33 protein-coding genes and 1 tRNA gene are annotated in these 26,939 nt (G+C 64.2%); 22 read left to right on the forward strand and 12 right to left on the reverse strand.

The window, feature by feature from the left end:
• Positions 1 to 114: 114 nt before the first annotated feature.
• Genes sdhA through sdhC form a run of 3 tightly spaced genes read right to left on the reverse strand, consistent with a single transcriptional unit; the run spans position 115 to position 2,711 of the window.
• Positions 115 to 1,926 carry a succinate dehydrogenase flavoprotein subunit gene (gene sdhA / locus K5R33_RS08635; protein ID WP_220748633.1) on the reverse strand — a complete coding sequence of 604 codons (1,812 nt, stop codon included), beginning with the start codon at positions 1,924 to 1,926 and terminating at the stop codon, positions 115 to 117.
• 19 nt (positions 1,927 to 1,945) lie between these two features.
• Positions 1,946 to 2,317, reverse strand: coding sequence for a succinate dehydrogenase, hydrophobic membrane anchor protein (gene sdhD / locus K5R33_RS08640; protein WP_220748634.1), 372 nt, complete (start codon positions 2,315 to 2,317; stop codon positions 1,946 to 1,948).
• 10 nt (positions 2,318 to 2,327) lie between these two features.
• Positions 2,328 to 2,711 carry a succinate dehydrogenase, cytochrome b556 subunit gene (gene sdhC, locus K5R33_RS08645; RefSeq protein ID WP_220748635.1) on the reverse strand — a complete coding sequence of 128 codons (384 nt, stop codon included), beginning with the start codon at positions 2,709 to 2,711 and terminating at the stop codon, positions 2,328 to 2,330.
• Between the two features lie 206 nt (positions 2,712 to 2,917).
• Here sdhC and K5R33_RS08650 point away from each other — a divergent pair, with 206 nt between their 5' ends.
• Both K5R33_RS08650 and K5R33_RS08655 read left to right on the forward strand, forming a co-directional pair.
• Positions 2,918 to 3,256 carry a DUF3140 domain-containing protein gene (locus K5R33_RS08650; RefSeq protein ID WP_220748636.1) on the forward strand — a complete coding sequence of 113 codons (339 nt, stop codon included), beginning with the start codon at positions 2,918 to 2,920 and terminating at the stop codon, positions 3,254 to 3,256.
• Positions 3,257 to 3,280: 24 nt separating this feature from the next.
• Positions 3,281 to 3,832, forward strand: a complete 552-nt coding sequence (locus tag K5R33_RS08655) for a YdeI/OmpD-associated family protein (RefSeq protein ID WP_220748637.1) — start codon at positions 3,281 to 3,283, stop codon at positions 3,830 to 3,832.
• On the opposite strand, the gene K5R33_RS08660 is transcribed toward K5R33_RS08655, so the two are convergent.
• From K5R33_RS08660 to K5R33_RS08680, 5 genes are read right to left on the reverse strand one after another with little or no spacing between them, the layout of a single operon-like run.
• Positions 3,826 to 4,512 carry a DUF4344 domain-containing metallopeptidase gene (locus tag K5R33_RS08660; protein WP_220748638.1) on the reverse strand — a complete coding sequence of 229 codons (687 nt, stop codon included), beginning with the start codon at positions 4,510 to 4,512 and terminating at the stop codon, positions 3,826 to 3,828. The two genes, K5R33_RS08655 and K5R33_RS08660, sit on opposite strands and share 7 nt — an antisense overlap.
• Before the next feature lie 39 nt (positions 4,513 to 4,551).
• The gene (locus K5R33_RS08665) at positions 4,552 to 5,586 is read right to left on the reverse strand and encodes a MaoC family dehydratase (protein ID WP_220748639.1); all 1,035 of its coding nucleotides are present in this window, start codon (positions 5,584 to 5,586) and stop codon (positions 4,552 to 4,554) included.
• Complete coding sequence (locus K5R33_RS08670; protein WP_220748640.1) at positions 5,583 to 5,789, reverse strand: DUF1737 domain-containing protein; 207 nt, start codon at positions 5,787 to 5,789, stop codon at positions 5,583 to 5,585. Before K5R33_RS08670 ends, K5R33_RS08665 begins: the two co-directional genes overlap by 4 nt.
• Entirely contained in the window at positions 5,789 to 6,352 is a 564-nt protein-coding gene (locus tag K5R33_RS08675; protein ID WP_220748641.1) for an NnrU family protein, read from the reverse strand. The genes K5R33_RS08670 and K5R33_RS08675 overlap by 1 nt, the downstream gene beginning before the upstream one ends.
• A gap of 3 nt (positions 6,353 to 6,355) precedes the next feature.
• Entirely contained in the window at positions 6,356 to 7,222 is an 867-nt protein-coding gene (locus K5R33_RS08680; RefSeq protein ID WP_220748642.1) for an HpcH/HpaI aldolase/citrate lyase family protein, read from the reverse strand.
• 266 nt (positions 7,223 to 7,488) lie between these two features.
• Here K5R33_RS08680 and K5R33_RS08685 point away from each other — a divergent pair, with 266 nt between their 5' ends.
• From K5R33_RS08685 to K5R33_RS08770, 18 genes are all read left to right on the forward strand, one after another.
• Entirely contained in the window at positions 7,489 to 7,818 is a 330-nt protein-coding gene (locus K5R33_RS08685; RefSeq protein WP_220748643.1) for a hypothetical protein, read from the forward strand.
• Between the two features lie 176 nt (positions 7,819 to 7,994).
• Positions 7,995 to 8,957: a malate dehydrogenase gene (gene mdh, locus K5R33_RS08690; RefSeq protein ID WP_220748644.1), complete on the forward strand. Its 963-nt coding sequence runs from the start codon at positions 7,995 to 7,997 to the stop codon at positions 8,955 to 8,957.
• A 323-nt stretch (positions 8,958 to 9,280) separates the two neighbouring features.
• Positions 9,281 to 10,474: an ADP-forming succinate--CoA ligase subunit beta gene (gene sucC / locus K5R33_RS08695; protein ID WP_220748645.1), complete on the forward strand. Its 1,194-nt coding sequence runs from the start codon at positions 9,281 to 9,283 to the stop codon at positions 10,472 to 10,474.
• Positions 10,471 to 10,770 carry a hypothetical protein gene (locus tag K5R33_RS08700; protein WP_220748646.1) on the forward strand — a complete coding sequence of 100 codons (300 nt, stop codon included), beginning with the start codon at positions 10,471 to 10,473 and terminating at the stop codon, positions 10,768 to 10,770. Before sucC ends, K5R33_RS08700 begins: the two co-directional genes overlap by 4 nt.
• 139 nt (positions 10,771 to 10,909) lie before the next feature.
• On the forward strand, positions 10,910 to 11,296 hold the full coding sequence (locus tag K5R33_RS08705) for a hypothetical protein (RefSeq protein ID WP_220748647.1): 387 nt from the start codon (positions 10,910 to 10,912) through the stop codon (positions 11,294 to 11,296).
• Positions 11,293 to 11,814 carry a succinyl-CoA synthetase subunit beta gene (locus tag K5R33_RS08710; protein ID WP_255576265.1) on the forward strand — a complete coding sequence of 174 codons (522 nt, stop codon included), beginning with the start codon at positions 11,293 to 11,295 and terminating at the stop codon, positions 11,812 to 11,814. The genes K5R33_RS08705 and K5R33_RS08710 overlap by 4 nt, the downstream gene beginning before the upstream one ends.
• Entirely contained in the window at positions 11,811 to 12,395 is a 585-nt protein-coding gene (locus tag K5R33_RS08715; protein ID WP_220748648.1) for a hypothetical protein, read from the forward strand. The genes K5R33_RS08710 and K5R33_RS08715 overlap by 4 nt, the downstream gene beginning before the upstream one ends.
• Positions 12,396 to 12,414: 19 nt before the next feature.
• A complete protein-coding gene (sucD, locus tag K5R33_RS08720; protein WP_220748649.1) occupies positions 12,415 to 13,302 on the forward strand; it encodes a succinate--CoA ligase subunit alpha in 888 nt (295 codons plus the stop codon).
• A gap of 32 nt (positions 13,303 to 13,334) precedes the next feature.
• Positions 13,335 to 14,084, forward strand: a complete 750-nt coding sequence (locus K5R33_RS08725; RefSeq protein ID WP_220748650.1) for an alpha/beta hydrolase family protein — start codon at positions 13,335 to 13,337, stop codon at positions 14,082 to 14,084.
• A 94-nt stretch (positions 14,085 to 14,178) separates the two neighbouring features.
• Positions 14,179 to 14,790: a hypothetical protein gene (locus tag K5R33_RS08730; protein ID WP_220748651.1), complete on the forward strand. Its 612-nt coding sequence runs from the start codon at positions 14,179 to 14,181 to the stop codon at positions 14,788 to 14,790.
• A complete protein-coding gene (locus K5R33_RS08735) occupies positions 14,787 to 17,750 on the forward strand; it encodes a 2-oxoglutarate dehydrogenase E1 component (RefSeq protein ID WP_220748652.1) in 2,964 nt (987 codons plus the stop codon). Before K5R33_RS08730 ends, K5R33_RS08735 begins: the two co-directional genes overlap by 4 nt.
• A gap of 3 nt (positions 17,751 to 17,753) precedes the next feature.
• Positions 17,754 to 19,262, forward strand: coding sequence for a 2-oxoglutarate dehydrogenase complex dihydrolipoyllysine-residue succinyltransferase (gene odhB / locus K5R33_RS08740; RefSeq protein ID WP_220748653.1), 1,509 nt, complete (start codon positions 17,754 to 17,756; stop codon positions 19,260 to 19,262).
• Positions 19,263 to 19,756: 494 nt separating this feature from the next.
• On the forward strand, positions 19,757 to 19,936 hold the full coding sequence (locus K5R33_RS08745) for a hypothetical protein (RefSeq protein ID WP_220748654.1): 180 nt from the start codon (positions 19,757 to 19,759) through the stop codon (positions 19,934 to 19,936).
• Positions 19,933 to 20,331 carry a cupin domain-containing protein gene (locus K5R33_RS08750; protein ID WP_220748655.1) on the forward strand — a complete coding sequence of 133 codons (399 nt, stop codon included), beginning with the start codon at positions 19,933 to 19,935 and terminating at the stop codon, positions 20,329 to 20,331. The genes K5R33_RS08745 and K5R33_RS08750 overlap by 4 nt, the downstream gene beginning before the upstream one ends.
• The gene (locus K5R33_RS08755; protein WP_220748656.1) at positions 20,328 to 20,687 is read left to right on the forward strand and encodes a hypothetical protein; all 360 of its coding nucleotides are present in this window, start codon (positions 20,328 to 20,330) and stop codon (positions 20,685 to 20,687) included. The genes K5R33_RS08750 and K5R33_RS08755 overlap by 4 nt, the downstream gene beginning before the upstream one ends.
• Positions 20,684 to 21,079: an MAPEG family protein gene (locus K5R33_RS08760; protein WP_220748657.1), complete on the forward strand. Its 396-nt coding sequence runs from the start codon at positions 20,684 to 20,686 to the stop codon at positions 21,077 to 21,079. Before K5R33_RS08755 ends, K5R33_RS08760 begins: the two co-directional genes overlap by 4 nt.
• Positions 21,080 to 21,154: 75 nt before the next feature.
• A complete protein-coding gene (lpdA, locus tag K5R33_RS08765) occupies positions 21,155 to 22,549 on the forward strand; it encodes a dihydrolipoyl dehydrogenase (protein WP_220748658.1) in 1,395 nt (464 codons plus the stop codon).
• Positions 22,550 to 22,790: 241 nt separating this feature from the next.
• Entirely contained in the window at positions 22,791 to 23,423 is a 633-nt protein-coding gene (locus K5R33_RS08770; protein ID WP_220748659.1) for a hypothetical protein, read from the forward strand.
• Positions 23,424 to 23,430: 7 nt separating this feature from the next.
• Here K5R33_RS08770 and K5R33_RS08775 read toward each other — a convergent pair whose 3' ends face one another.
• Positions 23,431 to 24,078 carry a GntR family transcriptional regulator gene (locus K5R33_RS08775; protein ID WP_220748660.1) on the reverse strand — a complete coding sequence of 216 codons (648 nt, stop codon included), beginning with the start codon at positions 24,076 to 24,078 and terminating at the stop codon, positions 23,431 to 23,433.
• A gap of 31 nt (positions 24,079 to 24,109) precedes the next feature.
• Positions 24,110 to 24,862: a M48 family metallopeptidase gene (locus K5R33_RS08780; RefSeq protein WP_373314153.1), complete on the reverse strand. Its 753-nt coding sequence runs from the start codon at positions 24,860 to 24,862 to the stop codon at positions 24,110 to 24,112.
• A gap of 73 nt (positions 24,863 to 24,935) precedes the next feature.
• Here K5R33_RS08780 and K5R33_RS08785 point away from each other — a divergent pair, with 73 nt between their 5' ends.
• A complete protein-coding gene (locus K5R33_RS08785) occupies positions 24,936 to 25,268 on the forward strand; it encodes a TIGR02300 family protein (protein ID WP_220748661.1) in 333 nt (110 codons plus the stop codon).
• 70 nt (positions 25,269 to 25,338) lie between these two features.
• A tRNA-Ala gene (locus K5R33_RS08790) sits at positions 25,339 to 25,414 on the forward strand.
• A 231-nt stretch (positions 25,415 to 25,645) separates the two neighbouring features.
• Here the strand turns inward: K5R33_RS08790 and K5R33_RS08795 are convergent.
• Together K5R33_RS08795 and K5R33_RS08800 are read right to left on the reverse strand one after the other, a co-directional pair.
• Positions 25,646 to 26,197 (reverse strand): hypothetical protein, encoded by a 552-nt coding sequence (locus K5R33_RS08795; protein ID WP_220748662.1) that lies wholly within the window; start codon positions 26,195 to 26,197, stop codon positions 25,646 to 25,648.
• Between the two features lie 69 nt (positions 26,198 to 26,266).
• The gene (locus tag K5R33_RS08800) at positions 26,267 to 26,848 is read right to left on the reverse strand and encodes a tetratricopeptide repeat protein (protein ID WP_255576268.1); all 582 of its coding nucleotides are present in this window, start codon (positions 26,846 to 26,848) and stop codon (positions 26,267 to 26,269) included.
• Between the last annotated feature and the right edge of the window lie 91 nt (positions 26,849 to 26,939).

Raw genomic sequence — 26,939 nt, forward strand, 5'->3', positions numbered from 1 at the left:
CAATCTGACCCAAGCAAATGCTCCGTTCTTCAGCCGTGGGCGCCCGCGAGAGCCCAGAGGTCTGACATGCGGCCAGAAGCGCACATGCCAGACCCAAGAAGACAGGTGTCCGCATCAGTAGACGCGCGCCTTGGGTGCGATCTTCTTGAGGTCGATCCCGCCGTCGTTGTGGCTGGTCAACGGGTTCAGGTGAACACCGCGATAGCCGAGCGACGCCTTTTGCTCATCACCCTTGAACCAGGTCAGCGAGTGCTTACGCCAGTTTTCGTCGTCGCGATCAGGGAAGTCCTCGTGCGCGTGCGCGCCCCGGCTTTCCTTGCGCGCCTCGGCGGCGACCACGGTGGCCACGGCGTTGGGCATCAGGTTGGCCAGCTCCAGCGTCTCCATCAGGTCGGAGTTCCAGATCAGCGTGTTGTCGGTGACGGCCACGTCAGGCAGCTTGCCCGCGATGTCCTCCATCTTGTCCTTACCCTGGGCCAGCGTCTTTTCGGTGCGGAAGACGGCGGCGTCGGCCTGCATGGTCTTCTGCATCTCAAGGCGCAGCTCGGCGGTGGCGACCTGACCGCGTGCGTGCCGCAAGCCGTCAAAGCGGGCCAGGGCCATTTCAACCGAGCGCATGTTCGGCGCGGGCACAGGCGTCGAGGGATCGACGACCTGACCGGCGCGGATCGCGGCGGCACGGCCGAAGACGACCAGGTCGATCAGCGAGTTGGAGCCCAGACGGTTGGCACCGTGAACCGATGCACACCCTGCTTCGCCCACGGCCATCAGGCCGGGTGCCACGTTGTCGTCGTTGCCGGGCGTTGGTGCCAGAACTTCGCCCCAGTAGTTCGTGGGGATACCGCCCATGTTGTAGTGAACGGTGGGCAGAACCGGGATCGGCTCCTTCGTGACGTCCACACCGGCGAAGATGCGCGCGGATTCGGAGATACCGGGCAGGCGCAGGTTCAACGTCTCAGGCGGCAGGTGCGACAGGTTGAGGTGGATGTGATCCCCCTCTTTGCCGACACCGCGACCTTCGCGGATTTCCATGGTCATGCAGCGGCTGACCACGTCGCGGGAGGCGAGATCCTTATAGGTGGGCGCATAACGCTCCATGAACCGCTCACCTTCGGAGTTGGTGAGGTAGCCGCCTTCGCCGCGCGCGCCTTCGGTGATGAGGCAGCCGGCGCCGTAGATACCGGTGGGGTGGAACTGCACGAACTCCATATCCTGGAGCGGCAGGCCAGCCCGGGCCACCATGCCACCACCGTCGCCGGTGCAGGTGTGAGCCGAGGTGGCCGAGAAATAGGCGCGACCATAGCCGCCCGTGGCCAGAACGGTCATCTTGGCGCTGAACAGGTGCAGCGTGCCGTCGTCCAACTTCCAGCAGAGGACGCCTTGGCACTGACCGTCTTCGGACATGATCAGGTCAATGGCGAAGTATTCGATGAAGAACTCGGCCTTTTCCTTCAGCGACTGGCCATAGAGCGTGTGCAGGATGGCGTGGCCGGTGCGGTCGGCGGCGGCGCAGGTACGCTGCACCGGAGGGCCTTCCCCGAACTCGGTCGTGTGGCCGCCGAAGGGACGCTGGTAGATGTTGCCCTCTTCGGTGCGGGAGAAGGGCACGCCGTAGTGTTCCAGCTCATAGACGGCCTTAGGCGCCTCGCGGGCGAGGTATTCCATGGCGTCGGTGTCGCCCAGCCAGTCCGACCCTTTGACGGTGTCGTACATGTGCCACTGCCAGGAGTCGGGCCCCATGTTGCCCAAGGATGCGGCAATGCCGCCCTGGGCCGCCACGGTGTGGGAGCGGGTGGGGAAGACCTTGGTCACGCAGGCCGTGCGCAGACCTTGTTCCGCCATGCCGAGGGTCGCGCGGAGGCCAGCGCCACCGGCCCCGACCACCACGACGTCATATTCATGGGTCTCGTATTCGTAAGCTGCCATTTGGGTCGCTCCTAAAGACTTACAGGGCCAGGCGGGCTAAGGCGTAAACGCCTGCCAACGCGCCAGCGTAGCTGAGACAGGTGGTCGCAACGATGCTGACCTTCCGGGCGGTGCCGTGGACGTAATCCTCGATCAGGACCTGCACGCCCTTGGCGAAATGCACCCACCCCACGGTCAGCGTCAGGATGGCGATCAGCGCAGGCCAGGGCCGGGAGTAATAGGCGACGACCTCCTCGTAAGGGGCCCCCAGGATCGCGCCAAAGGTGAAGAGGAACAGCGGCACAAGGATCACGAGCGCCGAGGACAGCAGCGTCTGGTGCCAGTGATGTTCCGTGCCGGTTCCAGAGGCGCCCAGGCCAGCAACGCGTTTGCGGTCGGTCAGATAAGCCATGGTCGCCTCCTTACAGCACGATGACGGTGAACAGGGTCAGCAGGACCGACCCAATGATGATGCCGAGGCCCATCTTTTCGGCCGTCTCAACATCCAGACCATATCCCTGATCCCAGACCAGGTGCCGGATGCCCGCGAGCGTGTGATACCAAAGCGCCCAGATCGAGCCGAAGAACACGAGCTTACCGAACCAGGAGGTCAGGACCGCGTCCGCCGTGGCGAAAGCCTCGGGACCAGCCGCAGCGGCCACGAACCACCACGTGATCAAGATCCCGCCGAGCACGAGCGCATTGCCCGTGATCCGCGTCAGGATGGAGGTCATCGAAGTCAGCTGCGGGCGATAGACCTGCAAATGCGGGCTGAGGGGACGGTTGCCCCGGTTCACGTCGGCCATCTCGACGCTCCTATGTTGGTCTGTATCCGGTCTGTTGGGCGGTACTCCTACCGATTTGACGCGCGGTGTCACGGGGTCGCACCGTCGCAGCCGGTTAAAATGCCTCTAAATCCAAATTTTGTGATCACGCTCCGTACAGGTGTGATCACAAGGAACCGGATTTTTGGTCCGACCGTTGGAAGGGATCACCGAGACAGGAGGATTCGATGTCGGACAAGTCGCGAGACCAGATTTGGGACGAATGGAAAGACCTTGTAAATATGGCCCCACAGGAGTTGTCAGACTGGTTGGACACCGATGAGAGCCAGTCCGTCGGCGCCGACAGCGGCGACGGCGAAAGCAAAGGACATAAGTCCGGCCGCCGCATCGTGGACGTCAAGCGAACCAAGAAGGACGATCTGTCTGACGACGATTGGGATCACATGGCCCGCGTGATCGGCTATATCAAACGCCACCTGTCACAGGGTGGCCCAGACGACGACGTGGAGACCTCGGCCTGGCGCTACAGCCTGATGAACTGGGGACATGACCCGCTGAAGGACTGACCTATCTGCCAGCCGATGGACGGTATGGACCGGATAGAAGTCACCTCGGAGGCCGCGCTTTGGGCCTGGCTTGGAGCGCACCACGGGCGGGCCGACGGCGTGCTGTTGGTGACCTGGAAGGCCACCCACAGGGACAAATACCTATCGCGGGACGCGGTGCTTGACGCGTTGATCGCCCATGGTTGGATCGACGGGCGGCGGTACAAGCTGGACGCCGACCGGACGATGCAGTTGATCTCGCCCCGCCGGGAGCAAACTTGGGCCAAGACCTATAAGGACCGGGCCGCGCGGTTGGAGGCGGAGGGACGGATGCATCCGGCGGGCCGCGCCGCGGTGGCTGCGGGCAAGGCAAGTGGCCTGTGGGACGCCATGGCAGATGTGGATGCCTTACAGGTGCCGGACGACCTACGCGCCGCCCTCGGGTCGGGTGCGGGGTGGTTCGACGGCGCTGCCCCGTCTTACCGGCGGAATGTGCTACGCTGGATCGCCCAGGCGAAGACCGCACCAACCCGGACAAAACGGATCGATACCGTCGCCGCCCATGCCCAGCGCGGAGAAAAGGTCCCGCACTACTGATCCCGGGCGCGGCGGCGGAGGGTCGTCACCATCTCATGGCAGAACACGATCCGCTCATCGAAATGATAATAAAAGGCGTTGTCCTCGCCACAGGCTTCGGTTTGCACGGGGATGGGCCGGGGCAAGGCAATGGTCCGATTTACCCGGGCAATGTCCTTGCCGAGCAGGCGCAGGGCTTTGCCCAAACGGGCGGGGCGCAAGCTGTCGGTCGGCTCGGACGGGGCGATCCTATCCAGGACCGGGCCCCAGGCCGCCGTGACTGAGGCGGCGCGCTCCACGCAGGGCCGCCGCTCATCCGGGCGCAGGCCCATGGCCAGGGCGAGGGGGCGCCGCACCTCGGGGTTCTGCCCATAGTAGAGACAGATGGCATAGGCCAACCGTTGGGGCGTCGGCATATACTCGGCCCAAGGGTCAAATAACGCACGCGCTGCATCGGCCCGATAAACGGCGACCATATCCTGAACCATGGCCGTCATCTCGTCCTCGCCGTGTAAACGGTTGGCCAGGACCAAGGCGAAGGTATCCGCCGCCGTTTCCTCCGGGCCGAAAAGCGGGACCTCATGCTGGTCGATCACCGCATGGGCCAACTCATGGTACAGGGTCATGCGCAGGTTATTGAGGACGAAGTCGGCCCGCACCGGCAGGGCAAGCACGACAAACAGAAGGATAAGGCGGATCATACGCGATGAAGGCCCGCCTTCGCCCCCTGGGGCAAGCCCCTAGGCGGGCATCAGCGCCCAATAGTCGAGGTCGAGCAACACGTCCGGCAGGTACTTGCCGTCCTCACCACGCAACTGCCCCGGCATGGCCTGAGCCCCCCGCGTCGCCACAAGGCGCAGCCTGACGGCGGCGATGCCCGGCGCGACCTCGGCCTTGTCCAGCACCTCGGACCAGGCGCGCACGGTGTCGCCCGCGAAACAGGGGTTCGCATGGGCGCCCGCGTTGATGGCGACGATCATCTGAGCGTTAGCCAGGCCGTTGAAGGACAGGGCGCGCGCCAAGCTGATGACGTGGCCGCCATAGATCAGGCGCTTGCCGTCTTCGCGGAAGGTGGCGTCGAAATGCACCTTGGCGGTGTTCTGCCAGAGGCGCGTGGCGAGCATATGCTCCGCCTCTTCGATGGTGGTGCCGTCCACATGGTCGATGACCTCGCCCACCTCATAATCGGCGGCGCGGTGCGGCTCCCCCGCCAATTCGGCGTCATAGCCTTCGAAGGTCAGCCCCTCGGGGATCACGAGGTCTTCGGCGGCAACGGTCTTAGCCAAATCTGGGATGGTCGTCTCGGGCGCGGGCGCCTCGGTGTCGCGCTTGCGCACCATGACCCAGCGCACATAGCTGAGCACGGGCGTATCGTTCTGGTCGTAGCCCGTGGTGCGGACCCAGACGACGCCCGATTTGCCGTTGGAGTTCTGCTTGAGGCCGATGACCTCGGATTCCGACCGCAGGGTGTCGCCCGCATAGACCGGCTTCAGGAACCGACCCTCCGCATAGCCAAGGTTCGCGACTGCGTTCAGGGACACATCGGGCACCGTCTTGCCGAACACCGTGTGGAACACTGCCATGTCATCCAAAGGCGCGCCGTCCAGCCCACAATCGATGGCGAATGCGTCCGACGAATAGAGCGCGAACCGCTGCGGATAGAGCGCGTGATACATCGCCCGCTCGCCCTCGGCGATGGTGCGGGGCACGGCGTGGCGGATGGTCTGCCCGAGGCTGTAGTCCTCGAAAAAGCGGCCAGGATTGGTCTTGGTCATTGCTGTCCCAGTTTCATGTCGGGGTGGTAGGGGGTGTCCACGTCCTTGGTCACAGCCTGGGCGCAACGCATGACTCCGGTCGCCGGATCATGGGCATAGGCCGGGGACCCATGCAGAACCCAGCCCTTGGCCAGCGCCTCTGACACCTTATGGCAAAAGGCTGATGTGTCCTCGGCGGTCAGCAGACGGTAAAGCGTGGCCATCACGCGCCCCAGGGCTGCACGCCCAGCCAGTTGTGGATCAACATCACGACGGTCATGGCAACCATCGCGATGACGGGCGTAGTGATTTCCTTGATGGGCTTGGCGCGCGGCGGCGGCGTCCAGGGACCTTCTTGACGGTTGATGATGATAATCTCTGCAATGGCCCAGAGCGCGAGGCCACCGAACAGGACGAAGGACTTGAGATCGCCATTCACCAACAGGTGGGCGGCCACGAAGATCAGGACGGCGGTCAGTTGCGGATGCCGGACCTTGGTGCCCAGCCAAATCTTGGCGGATTTGGCCGCGCTGGCGGCATAAACGTAGAACGCCACCACCATCAGCAGGTTGTTAATCCCGACCAGCGGGGCCGAGCGGCCCCAGAACCACGGCCCATCGGCCCAGCGATAGCCGTAGACCATCATCACGATGGAGAGGACCAAAAGAACCGTAACCAGGCCCTTTCCGGGCTCGCCCAAACGGGCGCGGGCCTCAGGGGCGAGGCGCTTGAACAGATGCGCCCCACTCCACAACAACAGACCCGCAATCAGTAAGACGAACCCCATGGCTTAGCCCTCCAGCTTGGCAATCGCCTCCAGCTTTGCCAGGGTCCGGCGGGCCGTGTCCACATGCAGGTTTTCGACGATGCGACCGTCCAAGACGGCGACCCCTTGTCCGGCAGCCATGGCCTCATCGAATGCGGCGATCTGACGCCGCGCCAGGTCGGCTTCGGCCTCGGTGGGGGCAAAGGCCGCGTTGGTAATCGCCACCTGCGCGGGGTGGATCAGGGTCTTGCCGTCCATCCCAAGATCTCGGCCCTGCTCACATTCGGCGTGCAGGCCGTTGTCATCCTTAAAGGCGTTATAGACGCCGTCGATGCAGGGAATGCCCGCCATTCGCGCCGCTGTGAGGCAGGTCTGCAAGGCGAACATCATGGGCAGGCGGTCGGCCCGTGTGCGGCACCCTAGATCCTTGGCCAAGTCGTTCGTCCCCATGACGAATCCCCCCATGCGGGGCGCCCGGGCAATGGCGGCAGCGTTCAGGATGCCCTCCGGCGTCTCCATCATGGCCCAGATCGTCGCGTTAGAGCCTGCGTCGTCCAGAACCTTCGCAGCCGCAGCAACGTCTTCGGGGGTGTTCACCTTGGGGAGAAGAACGGCCTCCACGTCGACCTTGGCAAAGGTCGCTAGATCCTCGGCGCCCCATTCCGTATCGGCCCCATTGAGACGGACAATCCGGCTGCGTGGCCCGTATCCGCCAGCGGCCAGTGCATCTTGCAACGTCTTCCGCGCATTCACCTTTTCATCGGGTGCGACGGCGTCTTCCAGGTCGAAAATGATCGCATCCACAGGCAGGGTCCGTGCCTTATCGAGGGCACGATCCTTGGATCCGGGAATATACAGAACGGAACGATAGGGGCGGTCGGCTGCGGTCATCTTAGTCTCCGATCAATTTGGCGCCTTGGAACAGGTTGCGCAATGAATGGCAAGACCTGTGTCCGTTTTGGTTCGATTGTTGCTGTTGTTCACGCTGCTCCGCAGCGCGGTCGATGGGGCTCAGGCGTTAACGGTTTGTTCGGCCCCATGTGTCACCCTCATGGCACTACCTTCGACGCCGGCACCGTCCGGCCCTGACCCGAGATCTGGCGTACCGCCATACCTTGGGGCGGCGGGCCGGTCTGCATATTCGAAAGGAACGTGCCATGACAAAAACGCAAAAGTTGAACACTGCACTGATTGCGCTGACCTCCTTCGCGGCACTCGTGCTGACCTTGCCCGCACAGGCACAAGCCGCCAATTGCGGCCCCCGGGGCATCGTGGTCGAACGGCTGTCCTCCGATTTTGGTGAGACCCGTCGTGGCATTGGTCTGGCCCCCCAGAACCGCGTGGTGGAGGTCTTTGCCTCGGACGATAATGGAACCTGGACGGTCACGGTCACACGCCCCGATGGGGTCACATGCCTGGTGGCGTCTGGCCAATCTTGGGAGGATCGGATGGACGATCTGAGCCACTTGGCGGACGTCGATACCTGAGACCGGTGGCTGGCGAATCCTCGGCGTGTACCTTGGCGGCCGTGCATCCGAAGGCCTGATTTCGGGCAAAATCCACCAGGTTTAGCGCTGTCATCCCCTGTCTGTCCCCTTGCGCGCCCCCTGTCTCCGGGGGTAGCCACCCCCCGGACCTTGAACGGACAGACCGGAGACATCACATGGCCCGACCCAAGATCGCCCTCATCGGCGCAGGACAAATCGGCGGCACGCTCGCGCACCTGGCCGCGATCAAGGAACTGGGGGACGTCGTCCTCTTCGACATCACCGACGGCGTGCCCCAGGGCAAGGCGCTGGACATCGCTGAGTCCGGCCCGGTCGAAGGTTTCGACGTCTCGCTGAAGGGCACAGGCGACTATGCCGACATCGCAGGCGCCGACGTCTGCATCGTCACCGCCGGTGTGCCGCGCAAGCCGGGCATGTCCCGCGACGACCTGCTGGGCATCAACCTCAAGGTCATGAAGGCCGTGGGCGAAGGCATCCGCGACAATGCCCCCGACGCTTTTGTCATCTGTATCACCAACCCGCTCGACGCGATGGTTTGGGCCCTGCGTGAATTCAGCGGCCTGCCCCACGAGAAAGTCGTCGGCATGGCCGGCGTTCTCGACAGCGCCCGCTTCCGCCACTTCCTGGCAGAGGAATTCAACGTCTCCATGCGCGACGTGACGGCCTTTGTGCTGGGCGGCCACGGCGACACGATGGTCCCATTGGTGCGCTATTCCACCGTGGGCGGCATCCCCCTGCCCGACCTGGTCGACATGGGCTGGACCAGCCAGGAAAGCATGGACGCCATCGTTCAACGCACCCGTGACGGTGGCGCGGAGATCGTGGGCCTGCTCAAGACCGGCTCCGCCTTCTATGCGCCCGCTACCAGCGCCATTGAGATGGCCGAAGCCTACCTCAAGGATCAAAAGCGCCTGCTGCCCGCCGCCGCCTATGTGGACGGCGCCCTGGGCCTGAACGGCATGTACGTCGGTGTGCCGACCATCATTGGTGCGGGCGGGATCGAGCGGATCGTCGACATCAAGCTGAACCGCGACGAGCAGGCCATGTTCGACAAATCCGTTGAGGCCGTGAACGGCCTGGTCGAGGCCTGCAAGGGCATCGACAGCACGCTGGCCTAAGGCCCGTCAGATCGCAAACACCGGGGGCGCCCTGCAGGGGGCGCCCCATTTCTTTGCCGGGCCCGGATCCTGGAGGGTGTCAATTGCCCTTGTCCTTTTGCCCATCACACTACGTTTACAAAGTTGTGGATCGGTGATTCGTCTCGCGCTCCCCTGATCGAGTCGACCTGAATCGTTTTGTGATCACACCTTCGGGGACTGTGATCACAAACGGCGAAAAGCACGCCAACATTCGTCCAATTCGCCCCTTTGTGGTTCTCACGGCCCTGTCTGCGTGCCAAGCGGCCCCCAGACAGCCGCATTGACCAGACGAGGGCGACCCCATGAACATCCACGAATATCAGGCCAAGGCTCTTCTGCGCGACTACGGTGCGCCCGTCTCGGACGGCGTGCCGGTCACCAAAGCAGCAGACGCCAAGAACGCCGCCGGTCAGTTGGATGGCCCGCTGTGGGTGGTCAAGGCGCAGATCCACGCCGGTGGCCGTGGCAAAGGCTCCTTCAAGGAAGCGGAAGCCGGTGAAAAAGGCGGCGTGCGCCTGGCCAAGTCGGTCGAAGAAGCCGCCGAGGAAGCCAAGAAGATGCTGGGCAACACCCTTGTCACGCATCAGACCGGCCCGGCGGGCAAGCAGGTCAACCGCATCTACATCGAAGACGGCTCTGACATCGCGCGGGAATTGTACCTGGCCCTGCTGGTCGACCGTCAGACCAGCCGCGTCGGGTTCGTCTGCTCCACCGAGGGTGGGATGGACATCGAAGAGGTCGCCGCCTCGACCCCTGAAAAGATCATCAGCTTCGACGTGGACCCGGCCACGGGCTACCAGGCCTATCACGGCCGCCGCGTCGCCTTTGCGCTGGGCCTGGAAGGCGCGCAGGTCAAGCAGTGCGTTAAGCTGATGGGTCAGCTGTTCCAAGCCTTCACCGAGAAGGACATGGAAATGCTGGAGATCAACCCGCTGATCGTCACGGACGAGGGCAACCTCAAGGTGCTGGACGCCAAGGTCGGCTTCGACGGCAACGCCATCTACCGCCACAAGGACATCGCCGAGCTGCGCGACGAGACCGAGGAAGACCCCAAGGAACTCGCCGCCTCCAAGTACGACCTGAACTACATCGCGCTCGACGGTGAGATCGGCTGCATGGTGAACGGCGCTGGTCTGGCCATGGCGACCATGGACATCATCAAGCTGTATGGTGCGGAGCCTGCCAACTTCCTGGACGTGGGTGGCGGCGCCACCAAGGAGAAGGTGACCGAGGCCTTCAAGATCATCACCTCCGATGAGAACGTCAAAGGCATCCTGGTCAACATCTTCGGCGGCATCATGCGCTGTGATGTCATCGCCGAGGGCGTGGTCGCAGCTGTCAAAGAGGTGGGCCTGAAGGTTCCGCTGGTCGTCCGCCTAGAAGGCACGAACGTCCAGCAGGGCAAGGACATCATCAACAACTCCGGCCTGGACGTGATCGCCGCCGACGACCTGAAGGACGGCGCCCAGAAAATCGTGAAAGCGGTGAAAGGGTGACGCTCACCCCGGACATCGTCCAACGCAAGGTCCAACGGACCTTGCGAGAGCCGCAGGGGCGTAGCTCTGAACGCGGTACGGCGCGGCCTGCGAAAGGTCCATTGGGCCTTTCAACCGCCGTATGTGCGGCGCCGCGCCGAACGGCCCTCGCCCTGTCGCTTGTGGCGGTCACCGGCCTTGGGGCCTGCAACTTCCACAACGCGGGCACGGCCCCGACCAACATCCCCGACGGCAACTGGACGGCAAACTACACGCCCCAGGGCGCACCGTACCGTCCCGAAAGCGAAGAGGACTGACCGAATGGCTTTGCTCCACAGCATGGCGCGCGCCGGAGACACAAGGGCGCCCGCGCCCGTGATGTCCGGCGTCCGGCACGCTGTGAGGCGCCCTACCCGAGGCCGCGATTGGCCTCTCGCCCAAGGGTCACTCATCAGTTTGTTCCTTCTTCCAGCTGGGTGCCAAGAGACCCCGGCAGAGACGCGCGACCCCGTCGTTCCCGATCCCGTGGCTCTTTCTGCCCCGTTGGCAGAGGAGTTCGCGCGCATCTGTCTCGCCACGGATGGAAAGATTGGTCGAGTTCGGGCCGAACTCGGCAAAGGGGATCGGTACAGCGACGTCGAACATGCTGACTTCGTTGATCAAGACGGCGGTCTTTTGGGCGCGCGTGAAAGCGCAGTCACGACGGATGGGTCCGGCATCTCAGTCGACGTGCTCGCGACCGAAGAGGAGCAACTGTGTTCCGTGTCAGACCGGCAAGCCACGATTTGGCTGAACGGTGACGGCACCGTCGGCAGGCGCAATTTGAAAGGGCGGGACACATGAGCCAGTTGCCCGTCCTGCTCGCCGCCCTGTCCTTGGTGGCAGCCCCGCTGAGCGCCAACCCCCAGCGCGCAGCCATCCTCGATGCCTTTGCGCAGAACTGTTTCTCACCCTTTCTGACCGCCGACACGGCCAAGGCGCGCATTGCCGGCACGGGCGCGCGCGTCGCCTTCTACGATCTCAATCCATTCTCCGATGTGCCTCCGTCGCTGGGGTCAGATGTGACGCCCGGAACCGACCGTCGCTGCGAAGTCGCTTTCGATGGGGCCTACGGTGAGGACGCGGCAGAGGTCGCCATGGCCGCGCTGTCCGCCGAAGGCATCCGCACCGAGGCGCCACTGCCCGCGACCCATACCGATGCCGCTGTGCCCGGCACGACCTTGCTGGCGGCTCGGTTCCTGAACCCAAAGCGGATCGCCGTGGTCCACACCGGCACGCGGCCCGGCCCCAACGGGCCAGAGACATTCTTGGCCGTTGAACGCCTCACCCCTGACGCCAGCCAGAGAGAGGCCGCAAGATGAGACGACTTTCCGCACTTCTCGTCGCAGCGCTTGCCCTGACCGGCTGCGTGACCAGCGATGCCTCGCTGCAAACCTCCGCCGGGTTCGAACAAATTGCCGCCCAGCGCATGAGCTTTGCCGCTGAAGCCGTCTGTTTGAACAACACCACCCGCAGCCGGCAGGACCGCGCCGCGCGGTCGCTGAACTTCCCGATCCGGGACCGGGACGGCAATACGACCGTCTACATCAACCCGGGCACCCTGACGTTCCTACGCATCGGGCCGGTGCCCGAGCAGGCGCTGAACCTCCCGGGCCGCCCACGGCAGGTCTATCGCGGGAATGGCTGTTCGGTGGGATCGCCCGCCGTGGGCCTGCGCGACGCCAACCGGCTGGTCGGCGAAATCCTGGCCCCGCGCCTGGTGGATGGCAGCCCGATCACCTCGGCCCCCGTGGGCGCGGGCACCAATTCCGCGGGCGGCGTGGGATTCTTCTTCGATGATGTGGCGGTGACCCTGCCCATCGCCTCGACCACCTTCACCAATCCAGACACCGGTCAGAGCGAGCGCTTTGACCACCCTGTGATCCTTATCATCCACAAGTAAACGACTGACCGGAGACGACATGGCCATTCTCATCGACAAAGACACCAAGGTGATCTGCCAGGGGTTCACCGGATCCCAGGGCACGTTCCACTCGGAACAAGCCATCGCCTACGGCACCCAAATGGTGGGCGGCGTGACCCCCGGCAAAGGCGGCCAGAGCCACCTGGACCTGCCCGTGTTCGACAGCTGCCATGAGGCCGTCGAAAAGACCGGTGCCAATGCCTCCGTGATCTACGTGCCGCCCCCCTTCGCCGCTGACTCCATCCTGGAGGCCATCGACGCCGAGATCCCCCTGGTCGTCTGCATCACCGAGGGCATCCCGGTGCTCGACATGATGAAGGTCAAGCGCGCGCTGGATGGCTCCGCCACGCGCCTGATTGGGCCCAACTGCCCGGGTGTCATCACGCCGGACGCCTGCAAGATCGGCATCATGCCCGGTCATATCCACCAGCGCGGCTCGGTGGGCGTTGTGTCCCGCTCGGGCACGCTGACCTATGAGGCGGTGAAGCAGACCTCCGACATGGGCCTGGGCCAGTCCACCGCCGTGGGCATCGGCGGCGACCCCATCAAAGGGACCGAGCACATCGACGTGCTGGAGATGTTCCTGGCCGACGATGAAACCCAGTCGATCATCATGATCGGTGAGATCGGCGGCACCGCCGAAGAAGAAGCCGCCCAGTTCCTGGCCGACGAAAAGAAGAAGGGCCGCTGGAAGCCCACCGCTGGCTTCATCGCCGGTCGCACGGCGCCTCCGGGCCGCCGCATGGGCCACGCCGGTGCCATCGTGGCAGGCGGCAAGGGCGACGCCGAGTCCAAGATCGAGGCCATGCGCTCCGCTGGCATCGTCGTGGCCGACAGCCCGGCAACCCTGGGCGAAGCCGTCAAGGAAGCCATCGACGCGGGCTAAGCCCCGTCCTTTGCCGAGCAGGAGGACAAGACATGACGACAGCCCCTCATATCGTTGCGTGGTTTGCGCGCGCGATGGTGGTGGCTGTCTGTCTTTGCCTGCTCGGCATGTCTTCGGCACAGGCACAGCCTTTGCCCTATGCCGCCACCGGGACGCGGGGCGGGACGCTGATCGTGCTTCTGCACGGAGATAGCGGCCCGGATTACCTGCGCCCCTATGCGGCGCGGTTCGCCGGGGCCAAGCGCGGGGCCGTTGCCGCGGCGATCATCCGTCCAGGATTCACCGATAGCGCAGGCAACCGCGCGCCGGGGTCGAACTCCGGCACGCGGGACCACTACACGCGCCGCAATAACGATCTGGTGGCACAAACCATTTCGACGCTCCGCCAACAGGTCGGCGCGGGGCGCGTCATCGCGGTGGGCCATTCCGGCGGCGCGGCGCAACTTGGCGCCATCATTGGCCGGTATCCGGGTCTTGTGGACACGGCCATCCTGGCCGCCTGCCCCTGCGACATTCGCCGGTGGCGTGAGATCCGGGGGCGCAGCGCCTGGACCCGCAGCCAATCGCCCGACCGCTTTCTGAAATCCGTGCCCTCGGGCACCTCGATTGTGGCCATCACCGGGGCACGTGACGACAACACAGTCCCCGCCCTGGCCCGTGACTACGTGGCGAAGGCGCAGGCCCGCGGGTTGACGGCCCGCTACCAAGAGGTGTCGGGCGCCGGTCATGGCTTCAACGGTTTGGCGGGCGCGGTGCGTCAGGCGGTGGCCAATGCCCGCTGACCATCGCGATACGACCTGGGATCGGGCCGACCGCCCAACCTCGACAGGGCATCGGACACCAAACCCACGACATCGGCCAAGGGAGGCGACCAGAATGAAACGACTTATCGCAACCTGTTTTGTGACAGCCATGCTCTCGCTCCCGGCTGCCGCGCAAACGGCCCCTGCGGCCTGCCTGGCCGATGACCGCAACTTCGATAGCCTGCTCGCGTCGCTCGAGTCGGAGGGGTGGACGGCCCTAGCCCCCGGCGCGCCCCTGCCCGACGCAGCCGTCGAGCGGATCGCCCTGGCGCGCACGATTTTCTACGCCTCCACCGACCGGGGCGGATCGACCTTGCCCGAGATCATGGATCTCCAACGCCGCACGGTCCCTGGCCTCGCCCGCCGGGTTGACACCGACTTGGCCAAGCAGCGGGTCCTGACCCGCGGCGATGCGGCCATGACCTTCAACTGGGGCAAGCCCCAACAGGGCCGTCTCGACATCGTCGAGGTGATCTGCCGGATTGCCACGCCCGAGGGCACGCCCGCCAGCGGCACCGACGAGGGCTTCGGCCCCTCGACCTTTGAGACCCTGGCCGAGGCCCCCCTGCGCCGGGTGATGGTCATCGCACTGGATCCCGCCCCCCTTTCCGAGCTGACGACCGACCGGGCGACCGTGTCCATCGTCGAAACCGTATCTGTCTATAACCCCGAGGAAGGCCAATGACCGAACATTCCAAAAACGACGTCTTCCATTCCACGTCCTTCATGCAGGGGCACAACGCGGAATACCTGGAACAGATGTATGCCCGCTACGCGAGCGACCCCAGCGCGGTGGATGAGACCTGGAAGCAATTCTTCGAGGCCCTGGCTGACGACAAATCTGCCGCCCGCGCCGAGGCCGAGGGCCCAAGCTGGGCGCGCACCGACTGGCCGCCGCAGCCCGCCGACGATTTGACCGCCGCGCTGACCGGCGAATGGGCGCCCGACCCGAAAGAGGCGAAATCCGCCGCCAAAAAGATCAAGGACAAGGCCGCCGCCGTCGGCGCGCCGGAGCCCACCGCCGATCAGATCAAGCGCGCCGTGCTCGACAGTATCCGCGCGCTGATGCTGATCCGGGCCTACCGGATCCGGGGGCACCTGGCCGCCGATCTGGACCCGCTGGGAATGCGCGACGCCTCCGACCACCCGGAGCTGAACCCCGCCTCCTACGGGTTCACCGAAGCGGACATGGATCGCCCGATCTTCATCGACCACGTTCTGGGCCTCGAAGTCGCGACCATGCGGCAGATCGTGGACATCGTGAAGCGCACCTACTGCGGCACCTTCGCGCTCCAGTATATGCACATCTCCGACCCGGAGCAGGCGTCTTGGCTCAAGGAGCGGATCGAGGGCTTCGGCAAGGAAATCGCCTTCACCCAGAACGGGCGCCGCGCGATCCTCAACAAGCTGGTCGAAGCCGAGGGCTTTGAGAAATACCTGCACGTCAAGTACATGGGCACCAAGCGGTTCGGCCTGGACGGGGGCGAAGCGCTCATCCCCGCGATGGAGCAGATCATCAAGCGCGGCGGTCAGCTGGGTCTTGAGGAAATCGTCATCGGCATGCCCCACCGGGGCCGTCTGTCGGTCTTGGCCAACGTGATGGGCAAGCCCTACAAGGCGATCTTCAACGAATTCCAAGGCGGCAGCTTCAAGCCCGAGGACGTCGATGGATCGGGTGATGTGAAGTATCACCTGGGGGCCTCATCCGACCGGGAATTCGACGGCAACGTGGTCCACCTGTCGCTGACCGCGAACCCCTCCCACCTGGAGGCGGTGAACCCCGTCGTTCTGGGTAAGGTGCGCGCCAAGCAGGATCAGAAAGCCGACGTTGACCGCGTGAAAGTGACCGGCGTGCTGCTCCACGGCGATGCGGCCTTTGCGGGCCAGGGCGTCGTGGCCGAATGCTTTGCGCTCTCGGGCGTGCGCGGCCACCGCACGGGCGGCACGATCCATATCGTCGTCAACAACCAGATCGGGTTCACGACCGCGCCCCACTTCAGCCGGTCCAGCCCCTACCCCACCGACAACGCGCTGGTGGTTGAGGCGCCGATCTTCCACGTCAACGGCGACGACCCGGAGGCTGTGGTCCACGCCGCCCGTGTCGCGACCGAGTTCCGGCAGAAGTTCGGCAAGGACGTGGTTCTGGATATCTTCTGCTACCGCCGGTTCGGTCACAACGAGGGCGATGAGCCCATGTTCACCAACCCGGTGATGTACAAACGGATCAAGGGCCATAAGACGACCCTGTCGCTGTATACGGAGCGTCTGGTGAAGGACGGTCTGATCCCCGAAGGCGAGATCGAGGACATGAAGGCCGCCTTCCAGGACCGCCTCGCGCAGGAATTCGAGGCCGGTAAAGACTACAAACCGAACAAGGCCGACTGGCTGGATGGTCGCTGGTCCCACCTCGATAAGCGCGACGCCGAGGAATACGTGCGCGGCGAAACCGCCATCGCGCCCGAAACCTTCGACCAGGTGGGTACGGCCCTGACCTCGGCGCCCGACGGCTTCCCCGTGCACAAGACCATTGGTCGCCTGCTGGATGCCAAGGGCAAGATGTTCGACAGCGGCACCGGCTTCGACTGGGCCACGGCCGAGGCGCTGGCCTTTGGGTCGCTGCTGACCGAAGGCTACGGCGTGCGCCTGGCCGGTCAGGACTCCACCCGCGGCACGTTCAGCCAACGGCACTCCGGCTTCGTCAACCAGGAGACGGAAGAGCGCTACTACCCGCTCAACAATATCCGTGAGGGGCAGGCCCATTACGAAGTGATCGACTCGGCGCTGTCGGAATACGCGGTGCTGGGCTTTGAATACGGCTACTCCCTGGCCGAACCCAACGCCCTGACCATGTGGGAGGCCCAGTTCGGCGATTTCGCCAACGGCGCCCAGATCATGTTCGACCAGTTCATCAGCAGCGGCGAGAGCAAGTGGCTGCGGATGTCGGGCCTCGTCTGCCTGCTGCCCCACGGCTATGAGGGGCAAGGCCCAGAGCACTCCTCCGCCCGGTTGGAGCGCTTCTTGCAGATGTGTGGCCAGGACAACTGGATCGTCGCGAACTGCTCGACGCCGGCCAACTACTTCCACATCCTGCGCCGTCAGCTGCACCGCGACTTCCGCAAGCCGCTGGTCCTGGTGACGCCCAAGTCCCTGCTACGCCACAAGCTGGCTGTCAGCAAAAAGGAAGAGTTCCTGCCTGGCAGCAGCTTCCACCGGGTGCTGTGGGACGATGCGGAATTGGGCAACTCGGATCTGACGCTCAAGCCCGATGACCAGATCAAGCGCGTCGTGATCTGCTCCGGCAAGGTGTACTACGACCTGCTGGAGGAGCGGGACAGCCGCGGTGCCGACGATGTCTACATCCTGCGGTTGGAGCAGTTCTATCCGTTCCCGGCGCTGTCTATGGTCAACGAATTGGAGCGCTTCAAGGGCGCCGAAATCGTCTGGTGCCAGGAAGAGCCCAAGAACCAGGGCGCCTGGACCTTTGTCGAGCCCAACATCGAATGGGTGCTGACCCGCATCGGCGCCACCCACAGCCGCGCCCGTTATGTGGGCCGCGCCGCCTCGGCTTCGCCCGCGACGGGCCTCGCCTCCCAACACAAAGCACAGCAAGCCGCGCTCGTGAACGAAGCGCTGACGACGGAGTAAACCATGTCCACTGAAGTCAAAGTCCCCACCCTGGGCGAATCCGTCACCGAGGCCACGGTCGCCACCTGGTTCAAAAAGCCAGGCGATGCCGTCGCCGTGGATGAGATGCTCTGTGAGTTGGAAACGGATAAGGTCACTGTCGAAGTGCCCTCGCCCGCCGCTGGCACCCTGGGCGAAATCGTCGCCGCCGAAGGCGATACCGTGGGTGTCGACGCCCTGCTGGCAACCATCTCCGAAGGTGCTGGCGCAGCCCCTGCCCCCGAAGCCGCCGCGGCCCCAGCGACCGAAGCGCCCGCCGCAGCAGCGGCTGCGGAGGTCGTCGATGTCATGGTCCCGGCCCTGGGCGAGAGCGTGACCGAAGCCACCGTGGCAACCTGGTTCAAGAAGGTCGGTGACGCCGTCGCCGCCGATGAGATGCTCTGCGAGTTGGAGACTGACAAGGTCTCCGTCGAGGTGCCTGCCCCTGCCGCTGGCACCCTGACCGAAGTGCTGCACGCCGAAGGCTCCACCGTCGAGGCCGGCGGCAAGCTGGCCCTGATCGCTGCCGGGGCCGGGGCCGCCGTGGTCGCCCCCGCCGCGACCGCTGTCCCCGCACCGGCCGCCGCAGCACCAACCGGTGCGGACGTGGAAAACGCCCCCTCCGCCAACAAGATCATGGCCGAGAAGGGCATCGACCCTGCCACCGTCGCAGGCTCGGGCCGGGATGGGCGCATCATGAAGGAAGACGTGCTGAAGGCCGCCACAGCCGCCGTTGCGGCCCCGGCGCCTGCACCCGCGGCCGCCCCGCGTGCGCCTGTGGCCGCCTCCGATGCCGCGCGCGAGGAACGGGTCAAGATGACCCGCCTGCGCCAGACCATCGCCAAGCGCCTGAAGGACAGCCAGAACACAGCCGCCATGCTGACCACCTACAACGAGGTGGACATGAAGGCGGTCATGGACCTGCGCAACGAGTACAAGGGCCTGTTTGAGAAGAAGCACGGCGTCCGCCTGGGCTTCATGTCCTTCTTCACCAAGGCCTGCGTCCACGCCCTGAAAGAGGTGCCCGAGGTCAACGCCGAGATCGACGGCACCGACGTGGTCTACAAGAACTTCGTCCACATGGGCATCGCCGCAGGCACGCCCCAAGGCCTCGTTGTGCCGGTGATCCGCGATGCGGACGCCATGTCCTTTGCTGAGATCGAAAAGGCCATCGCCGAAAAGGGCGCAGCGGCCCGTGACGGCAAGCTGTCCATGGCGGATATGCAGGGCGGGACCTTCACCATCTCCAACGGGGGTGTTTATGGCTCGCTCATGTCCTCGCCGATCCTGAACCCGCCGCAGTCGGGCATCCTGGGCATGCACAAGATCCAGGACCGTCCCATGGTCGTCGGCGGCGAGATCGTCATCCGCCCGATGATGTACCTGGCGCTCAGCTACGACCACCGCATCGTCGACGGCAAAGGCGCCGTGACCTTCCTGGTCCGCGTCAAAGAGGCCCTGGAGGATCCGCGCCGGTTGCTGATGGACCTGTGACCTGAGAACGAGACGAAGCCTGGGCCCAATCGGGTTCCGGGCTTCATCGACCCACAAGCAGGCGGCGGCTCGATAGTGCACAGCATGATGAAACCAGATGCTCCAATGTCAGAGACGGCGGCGCTCTCCTTCGTGACAGCTCTCGGGATCGCAGGGGTTGTCGCGAGTATCATGCTCGCGGGCCTTTTTGGTGTGCCTGCTGCCGAAAACAGGTTGATCCAATTCGCTTGGCTGCTCCTGTTGCTTGCAGGAACGTGTGGTGGCTTTGTCTTAATGTCCGAGTGTACACAACAAAGGTGGCTGCTGCTTAAGCCTGTTGTCAGGATCAAAAGGCTACTTAGACATAATCCTCGCGCTGCAATGGCCCTGCCGATCAGCTTTGGTCTACCGTTATCATTCATCTCAACCGAATGGCTGGTGTATCTGTCACTCCTGCCTGGATGCGCCCTCATAACCGTTGTCCTTATGGAACGTTACGGGAGGAAGCACCCCCAATGACCCCCACCAACCGCGCCATCGCCTTCTGGCTTATCCGGGTCGGCATCGCCGTCGTCCTGGTCATCGCGCTCCAAGCCTGGCAGGGGCCCGACCCCGTGCTCTGGTATCTGGCGGCGGGCTATGCGGCGATCTCGGCTTTCACGACCTACATCCTGATCCGGCGGGGTCGCAAATGACCCCGCAGGCAACCGGACCCGCCCTTTTGATCCGCGAAGCGGATCTGATCGATAGCGAATGGAACGACCCCAAACGGGGCACCGTATCGTTCAAGATGCTGGTGGATGCTGAACATGGCCCCTCCGACGCGCTGGTCCACGGCATCGCGACCCTTGCCCCCGGAGGCGTCGAAAAGAGCCACAGCCACGACATCGCCGAGACGGCCTATGTGCTGTCCGGGCGCGGCTCGGTCCTGTTGCCCGGCGGCGCCAAGCCCATTGAGGCCGGGGATACCGTCTTCATCCCAGCCGGGCTAACCCATGGTTGGGCCGCCGAAGACAGCGAAATGCGGTTCCTGTTCAGCTTTCCCGTCGCGCGTTTGGCAGACGTGGCCTACCACTGGCCAGAGCCATGACGGGAGCCTTGACGATCCTGGGCGCCATGGTCGCCTTGCGTCTTGCGGTGCTGTCCCTGTTCCAGGCGTTCCGCCATGGGGCAACGATCCCCGCATGGATGCCGCCACGGGACCAATGGGCGTCGCTCACCCCGTTCCTTATCGGAGAGGTCCCGCTGTTCTTGGCCCTGGCCCTCTGGCTGCGGACGGGGTCGCCCTGGCCCGCAGCCGCTTTGGCCATCTTGGCCCTGATCGGCCTGGCCCAGGGCGTTGTCACGGCCCGCCGCGATGGGCTGTCGATCCTACACCTGGATGTGCCCTTGGCCGCCGGGTTGCTGCTGGGTCTCGCCCTGCTGTTCTGGAGGCCCGCGCAATGACCGCAGAACTCACCGTGCTGGCTTTGGCCATCCTGCTGCAAGCCGTGCAGTTCGGGGCCTATTCGATCCGGGCCAATCTGGACGTGGGCCCTGGCTATGCCATGTCAGCCCGCGATCGCGCGCCCAGCCGCCCGATGTCAGACCTGGGCGGTCGGTTGCAACGGGCGCTGACCAATCACTTCGAAGGTCTGATCCTCTTCACCGCCGCCGTGACCTTGGTCACCCTCTCCGACCAATCCACGACCTTCACCGCCGCCTGCGCTTGGGCCTACCTGGGCGCGCGCATCCTTTACGTTCCCTCCTATGCCCTCGACCTCAGCCCCTGGCGGTCGGTCGTGTGGATGGCGGGGTTCTTCGCGACCATCTTGATGGTTATCTCGACACTGATCTGAGGCACCATCGCGTCGGACCCAAATCCGACCGGCGTCACCCCCAGATCACCCATGGAATAAACGACCGGAGGCACCATGGCCCAATACGACGTCATCATCATCGGCAGCGGCCCAGGCGGCTATGTCTGCGCCATCCGCTGCGCGCAACTGGGGCTGAAGACAGCCGTTGTCGAAGGGCGCGAGACCCTCGGCGGCACCTGCCTGAACGTGGGCTGCATCCCGTCCAAGGCGCTGCTGCACGCCTCGCACCAGCTACACGAGGCGGAACACAACTTCGCCAAGATGGGCCTGAAGGGCAAAGCGCCCTCGGTCGATTGGAAGCAGATGTTGGAGTATAAGACCGACGTCATTGGCCAGAACACCAAGGGCATCGAATTCCTGTTCAAAAAGAACAAGGTAGACTGGCTGAAAGGGTGGGGCTCCATCCCCGCCGCCGGTCAGGTCAAGGTCGGGGACGAGGTCCACGAGGCCAAGCACATCATCATCGCCTCCGGCTCCGAGTCGGCCAATGTGCCCGGCGCCGAGGTGGAGATCGACGAGAAGGTCATCGTGACCTCCACCGGTGCGCTTGAGCTATCGAAGATCCCATCCTCAATGGTGGTCGTGGGCGGCGGTGTGATCGGCTTGGAACTGGGCAGCGTTTACGCGCGCCTGGGCGCCGAGGTCACCGTGATCGAATACCTGGATGGCATCACGCCGGGTCAGGACGCAGAAGTTGCCAAGCAATTCCAAAAGCTTCTGACGAAGCAAGGGCTCAAGTTCATCACCGGTGCCGCCGTTAGCAAGGTCGAGGTCAAGGGCGGCAAGGCCCATATCGACTACGCCCTGCGCAAAGACGACAGCACCCATGAGATGAAGGCCGACATCTGCCTGGTCGCCACCGGTCGCAAGCCCTTCACCGAAGGTCTGGGTCTGGATGCCCTGGGCGTTCAGATGACCAAACGCGGCCAAATCGCGGTGGACAAGCACTATAAGACCAACGTCGACGGCATCTACGCCATTGGCGACGTCACCGAAGGCCCCATGCTCGCCCACAAGGCCGAAGACGAGGGCATGGCCATCGCTGAAATCCTGGCCGGTCAGGCGGGGCACGTGAACTACAACGTGATCCCCGGCGTGATCTACACCCACCCCGAGGTCGCCAGCGTCGGGCTGACAGAAGACCAACTGAAGGCCGAAGGCCGCGCCTATAAGGTCGGCAAGTTCAGCTTTATGGGCAATGGCCGCGCCAAGGCGAACTTCGCAGCGGACGGCTTTGTTAAAATGCTGGCCGACAAGGAAACGGACCGCATCCTGGGCTGCCACGTCATCGGTCCCATGGCGGGTGACCTGATCCACGAAGTCTGCGTCGCCATGGAATTCGGCGCGGCGGCCGAGGATCTGGCGCGGACCTGCCACGCGCACCCGACCTATTCCGAGGCCATGCGCGAAGCGGCGCTGGCCTGCGGGGACGGGCCGATCCACAGCTAAGGGCAGGATTAACTCCGCCCCTTTGCCCCAGTGAAGCCGACAGCGGATGTTCACTGGGGTTTGGTCCACGACCGCGCGGATACGGCGCGGGATAGGGCCCCAAAACCTTACCTTAGGTCACGGCATCGGCGTCCAAGTGTTACCCTTCGCACGCCATGATCGGACATCGATTGTTTCAAATTGTCGCCGTCTTTTAGTGGTCTCTCAGACAGGTCGTTGAAGATCACCTGGGTCCGCTGCCATGAAATCCCCCGTGTCCGTCTACCTGTCCCTTGCTGTCTCCGCCGTAGTCATCTGGGCGCTGGCGCCAGCCTCCGGGCAGGCGCAAACGGCTCCGGCGCAGAACCGTAGCTTTGTCCCAACCGCCCTGGCCGACTGGTGGGAGACCGTGAGCCTGCTGCCTTGGGTGATCGGTCTGATGGGGCTCGCCGCCGTTTTCGCGTTCTGTGTGCACAAGCTGCGCCTGCGGCGGCGTGCCCTCCGGCGTGAGATTCTGGGCCTGCCCGATGGGGTCCGTTTTCGCGTGGCGGATGCGATTGTCCATTGCGTCTGGCGGTCCCGAAAGATCGACGGGGAGCGTCTGAAGCGCGCCGTCGAGGTCGCCCGTAACACGACCAACATGGATTATTCTGCGGACCACCTGCGCGAAGCCGCCGTGCGCGCGGACCGCGTCATTATCCCCACGAACTTTCTGTATATGGCGGCTGACCTGACGCAGAAAGAAAAGCTGGTGGTCTTCAATGCGGCGGTGTCCGTCCTCTTGGCGGATGGTCCGTTGACCATGCACGACCGGAACATGTTGAAGTTCTTGGCGGCTGGCCTGCGCCTGCGCCGCCACGAGTTGCGCGATTTACGGCACCTGATCCCGACGTGAGGGGCGCTTAACTCGCCAAGAGCCGAAGGCCTTGGGTGACATCCGCGCGCACGGCTAGGCGCAGCCCCGGTTCATCGCCCGCGCGTAGGGCCGCCACGATCAACCTATGGTTCTTCGGAAGCTCCGTCCGGTTAAGGCGTCCGTACAGCGACCGCATCGTCGGACCCAATTGCAACCAAACCGTCTCGACCATGGCCAGCATCGCGGGCGCCTGGGCGCGCAGATAGAGTGTTCGGTGGAATTCCAGGTTCGTGCGAATATAGCCGGAGGCGTCATGTTTCGCGATCTGTTCCGCGATGGCGACATTGATCGCCTCCATACGCTCGATCAGGGCCATATGGGCGCGCGGTAGGGCGCGCACGGCCAGTTCCGGCTCCAGCAGAGAGCGCAGGGCCGCCAATTCCTCGATCCGGTCGTTGGACAGGGCGGGCGTCGTGATCCGACCCGACGCCGACAGCGACAGCGCGCCCTCGGCCACCAGACGGCGCATGGCCTCGCGCACCGGGGTCATGGAGACACCGTAGTCCCGTCCGATACCCCTGAGGGTCAGCGCCTCGCCTGGGGCCAACTCACCATGCATGATGCGCGTGCGCAGCGTCCGGTAGAGACGATCATGGGCCGCGCCAGCGCCTTCGGGTAGCGGATTGAGAAGCATCGGCTACCCTGTCCTGACGGGCGCGCGAAGGTCAAGCATCCCCCGGCCCGTCAAACCGCACCGCATGCAGCGCCGCACCTTCGAACCGTAGCCAATCCCGGCGGGGCCGCCAATCGGGCATCAAGGCCTCCACTTGGGCCCAGAACCGCGGCGAATGATCCATGTGGCGCAGATGGGCGACTTCATGGGCAGTGACGTAATCAAGCACTTCGGGCGGTGCCATGATCAGGCGCCAGGAGAACATCAGATCCCCGCGGGACGAACAACTGCCCCAGCGGGAGCGGGTGTCGCGCAGGGTGATGCGCGCGGGCTGCTTGCCCAAAGCATCGGCATAGCGGTCCACGGCGGCCACGATGTGGCTGCGCGCTAAGGATTGCAGGAGGACTTTGACCCGCGCGCCCGCCCGATCCGTGTCCGGCACCGTCACCTCGGTCCCCGTCCAACGCGCCGCGCGACCAGATCCGGCGCGGACGGGAACCGGTTGGCCCATCAGCGGCATCGTCTGACCCACGGCGACGGTGAGGATCGGCGGCGCAGCCTCCACATGTCGACGAATCCAGGGGGCCTGCTGGGCGACAAAAGCCTGGGCCTCGGCCACCGGGACACGGGGCGGCAGCGTCAGGGTCACCGCCCCATCGGATCGCCCGACCCGCAGGGACATCCGCCTGGCCCGCGCGACCCGCCGCAGATGCACCACTACACCGGGCATATTGGGCACCGGCAATGTATCGACCTTGGTCATGTGTCCGGCCCCTTCCCATCGCTCCGTCGCGGGACTTGCCATGGCGCGGCCCCTATGGCATGGCACCCCATTCCCCTCGCCGGTAACCCAGCCGGAGCGATATGAAGGAACCGACATGCCTAAGGAAGAATGGGGCGTCAAGCGGGTCTGCCCGACGACCGGAAAGCGCTTCTACGACCTCAACCGCGACCCGATCGTCAGCCCCTATACGGGCGAAGTCGTGAACATCGATACCGGCAACAAGACCCGTGTCTTGGTGGCCGATAAGGACGATGCCGACGCCAAGCCCAAGGACGACGAAGATCTGCTGCTGGACGATGATGACGTCGATCTGGATGACGATGACGCGGCGGACAACAACGATGACGACGTCCTGGACGATGACGAGGACGATACCGTTTCGCTCGAAGAAATCGCCGACGTGGGCGACGACAAAGACGACGAATAACGACCAAGGGGCGCGGGCGGATTTTCCGCTTGCGCCCCCTGCGCCGCTGCCTTAGGTGGCTGCACACGTTGGGGCCTTAGCTCAGTTGGTAGAGCGCTTGCATGGCATGCAAGAGGTCAGGGGTTCGACTCCCCTAGGCTCCACCAAACCTCTCTATTCGATAGATTGCGCCTAAGACCATGTCTCTGGGGCGAACATTTGTGCGTCGCTGGCGTGCGTTCCTTGGCCCGGCAGAATGAGGCCCGTCGACCTCTTGATGCGTCGCGGCCGCCAAATGGAAACCCAGCGGGCAACGTAAATGGGCCGCCCCGAAGGACGGCCCCGTGTATTGCGCTCAGGTCGGCATCCCGTAGCGCCTATTTTTGAAAACCGTCATGTCAGCTTGGGATGATGGGTTGGACAGGGTCATCCTGGGCCTGCATCAGTGCTTCGAACTCGGGCAAGCCTAGTGTGGCGACCGTTTCGCCCGTTGGCCCTAAGACCTCGTAGATAACGCCATCGGTGCCCTTGTTACTGAACCAAGCAATGCAGTCTTCGTCGCCACCCCCTTCGGTATGGGGTGCGCCGCCTGCGGTTTTCTGAACAAAGCTCGCTGTTGGGCGGATCTCGGTCAGGTCCCCTTCGGCATCATACAGGCGCAACTCTCCTTGGATGATGAACGTGCTGTAATCCGCATGGTGCTTGTGGAGAATAACTCTCTCGTTCGCCGCGAACTTGAGCAGCAGGTCGACGACCTTTGCCTCACGGTCCACGTTGAGCACGTGATACCAAAGATGGTCGATGCCTTCGAGCGTGTTCCACTTGATGTTCGACTGATCAAAGGCCGCAGCGACCTGTGTCGCGGCCTGGCTTGCATTGGCGCCCAGAGCGACGGCGGCGACGGTCGTTCCGATGGTCGCCAGACCCTCTCGGCGTGTGAGTTTGGTCATCTTCTCCTCCTTAAGATGATGGTTGGGGAGCCCCGTCAAACGGTCGTTCGACGGCAAACGGGCCGCGTCTCAGAAAAGCTTCTTTTCGTACTTCCACTCATCGGCATCGGGTGTGACGCTATCGAGGTCGAAGTCGTTATCGATCAGATGCTGCGCGGCGCGATCCCCCAAGGCGGCGGCACGCTCGATGATCCGACGACCAAGCTCCTCGTCGTAGGCGACACCGCGACCCCGCAAGATGTCCAGCCCGTAGTTGAAGGCCCCAACGGAGCTGCCCGCTTCCATGGACCGGCGGTCCCATTCTGCTGCGGCCTCGGCATCCTCGGGCCCGCCTAGGCCGTTGTCTTCCATCCAGGCCATCCAGGTCATCGCAGAGGAATTGCCTTCATCGGCGAGCGTGGTGAAGATTTCGCGGGCGGTATCATGATTGCCGGCCTTCGCCTCGATGTAGCCGATGAAGCCGAGCACCGGATGGGTCTCGCCTTGGCGCATCCGGTCGATATGGCTGCAAATCGTGAGTTCTTCGGGGTTGTGGGTCCCGTGGGCGTCAGAGACGTGCTTGCCGCATTGACCGAAATCTTGGGCCACAACAGGGGACGCAAGGATCGTGAGGAGCGCAACGCCGGGGGCGCTCAAAGACGGAAATCGCATGGGGCTCAACCTTTTGATCTGGGTTTCAACTCCGACCAAAGGTGGCGACCTGCCGCTATCCTTGTGCGAAATTCCCGCAAGAACTCCGCAA

Origin of the sequence: Jannaschia pagri, assembly GCF_019655435.1 — a bacterium.
Classification (GTDB): domain Bacteria; phylum Pseudomonadota; class Alphaproteobacteria; order Rhodobacterales; family Rhodobacteraceae; genus Jannaschia; species Jannaschia pagri.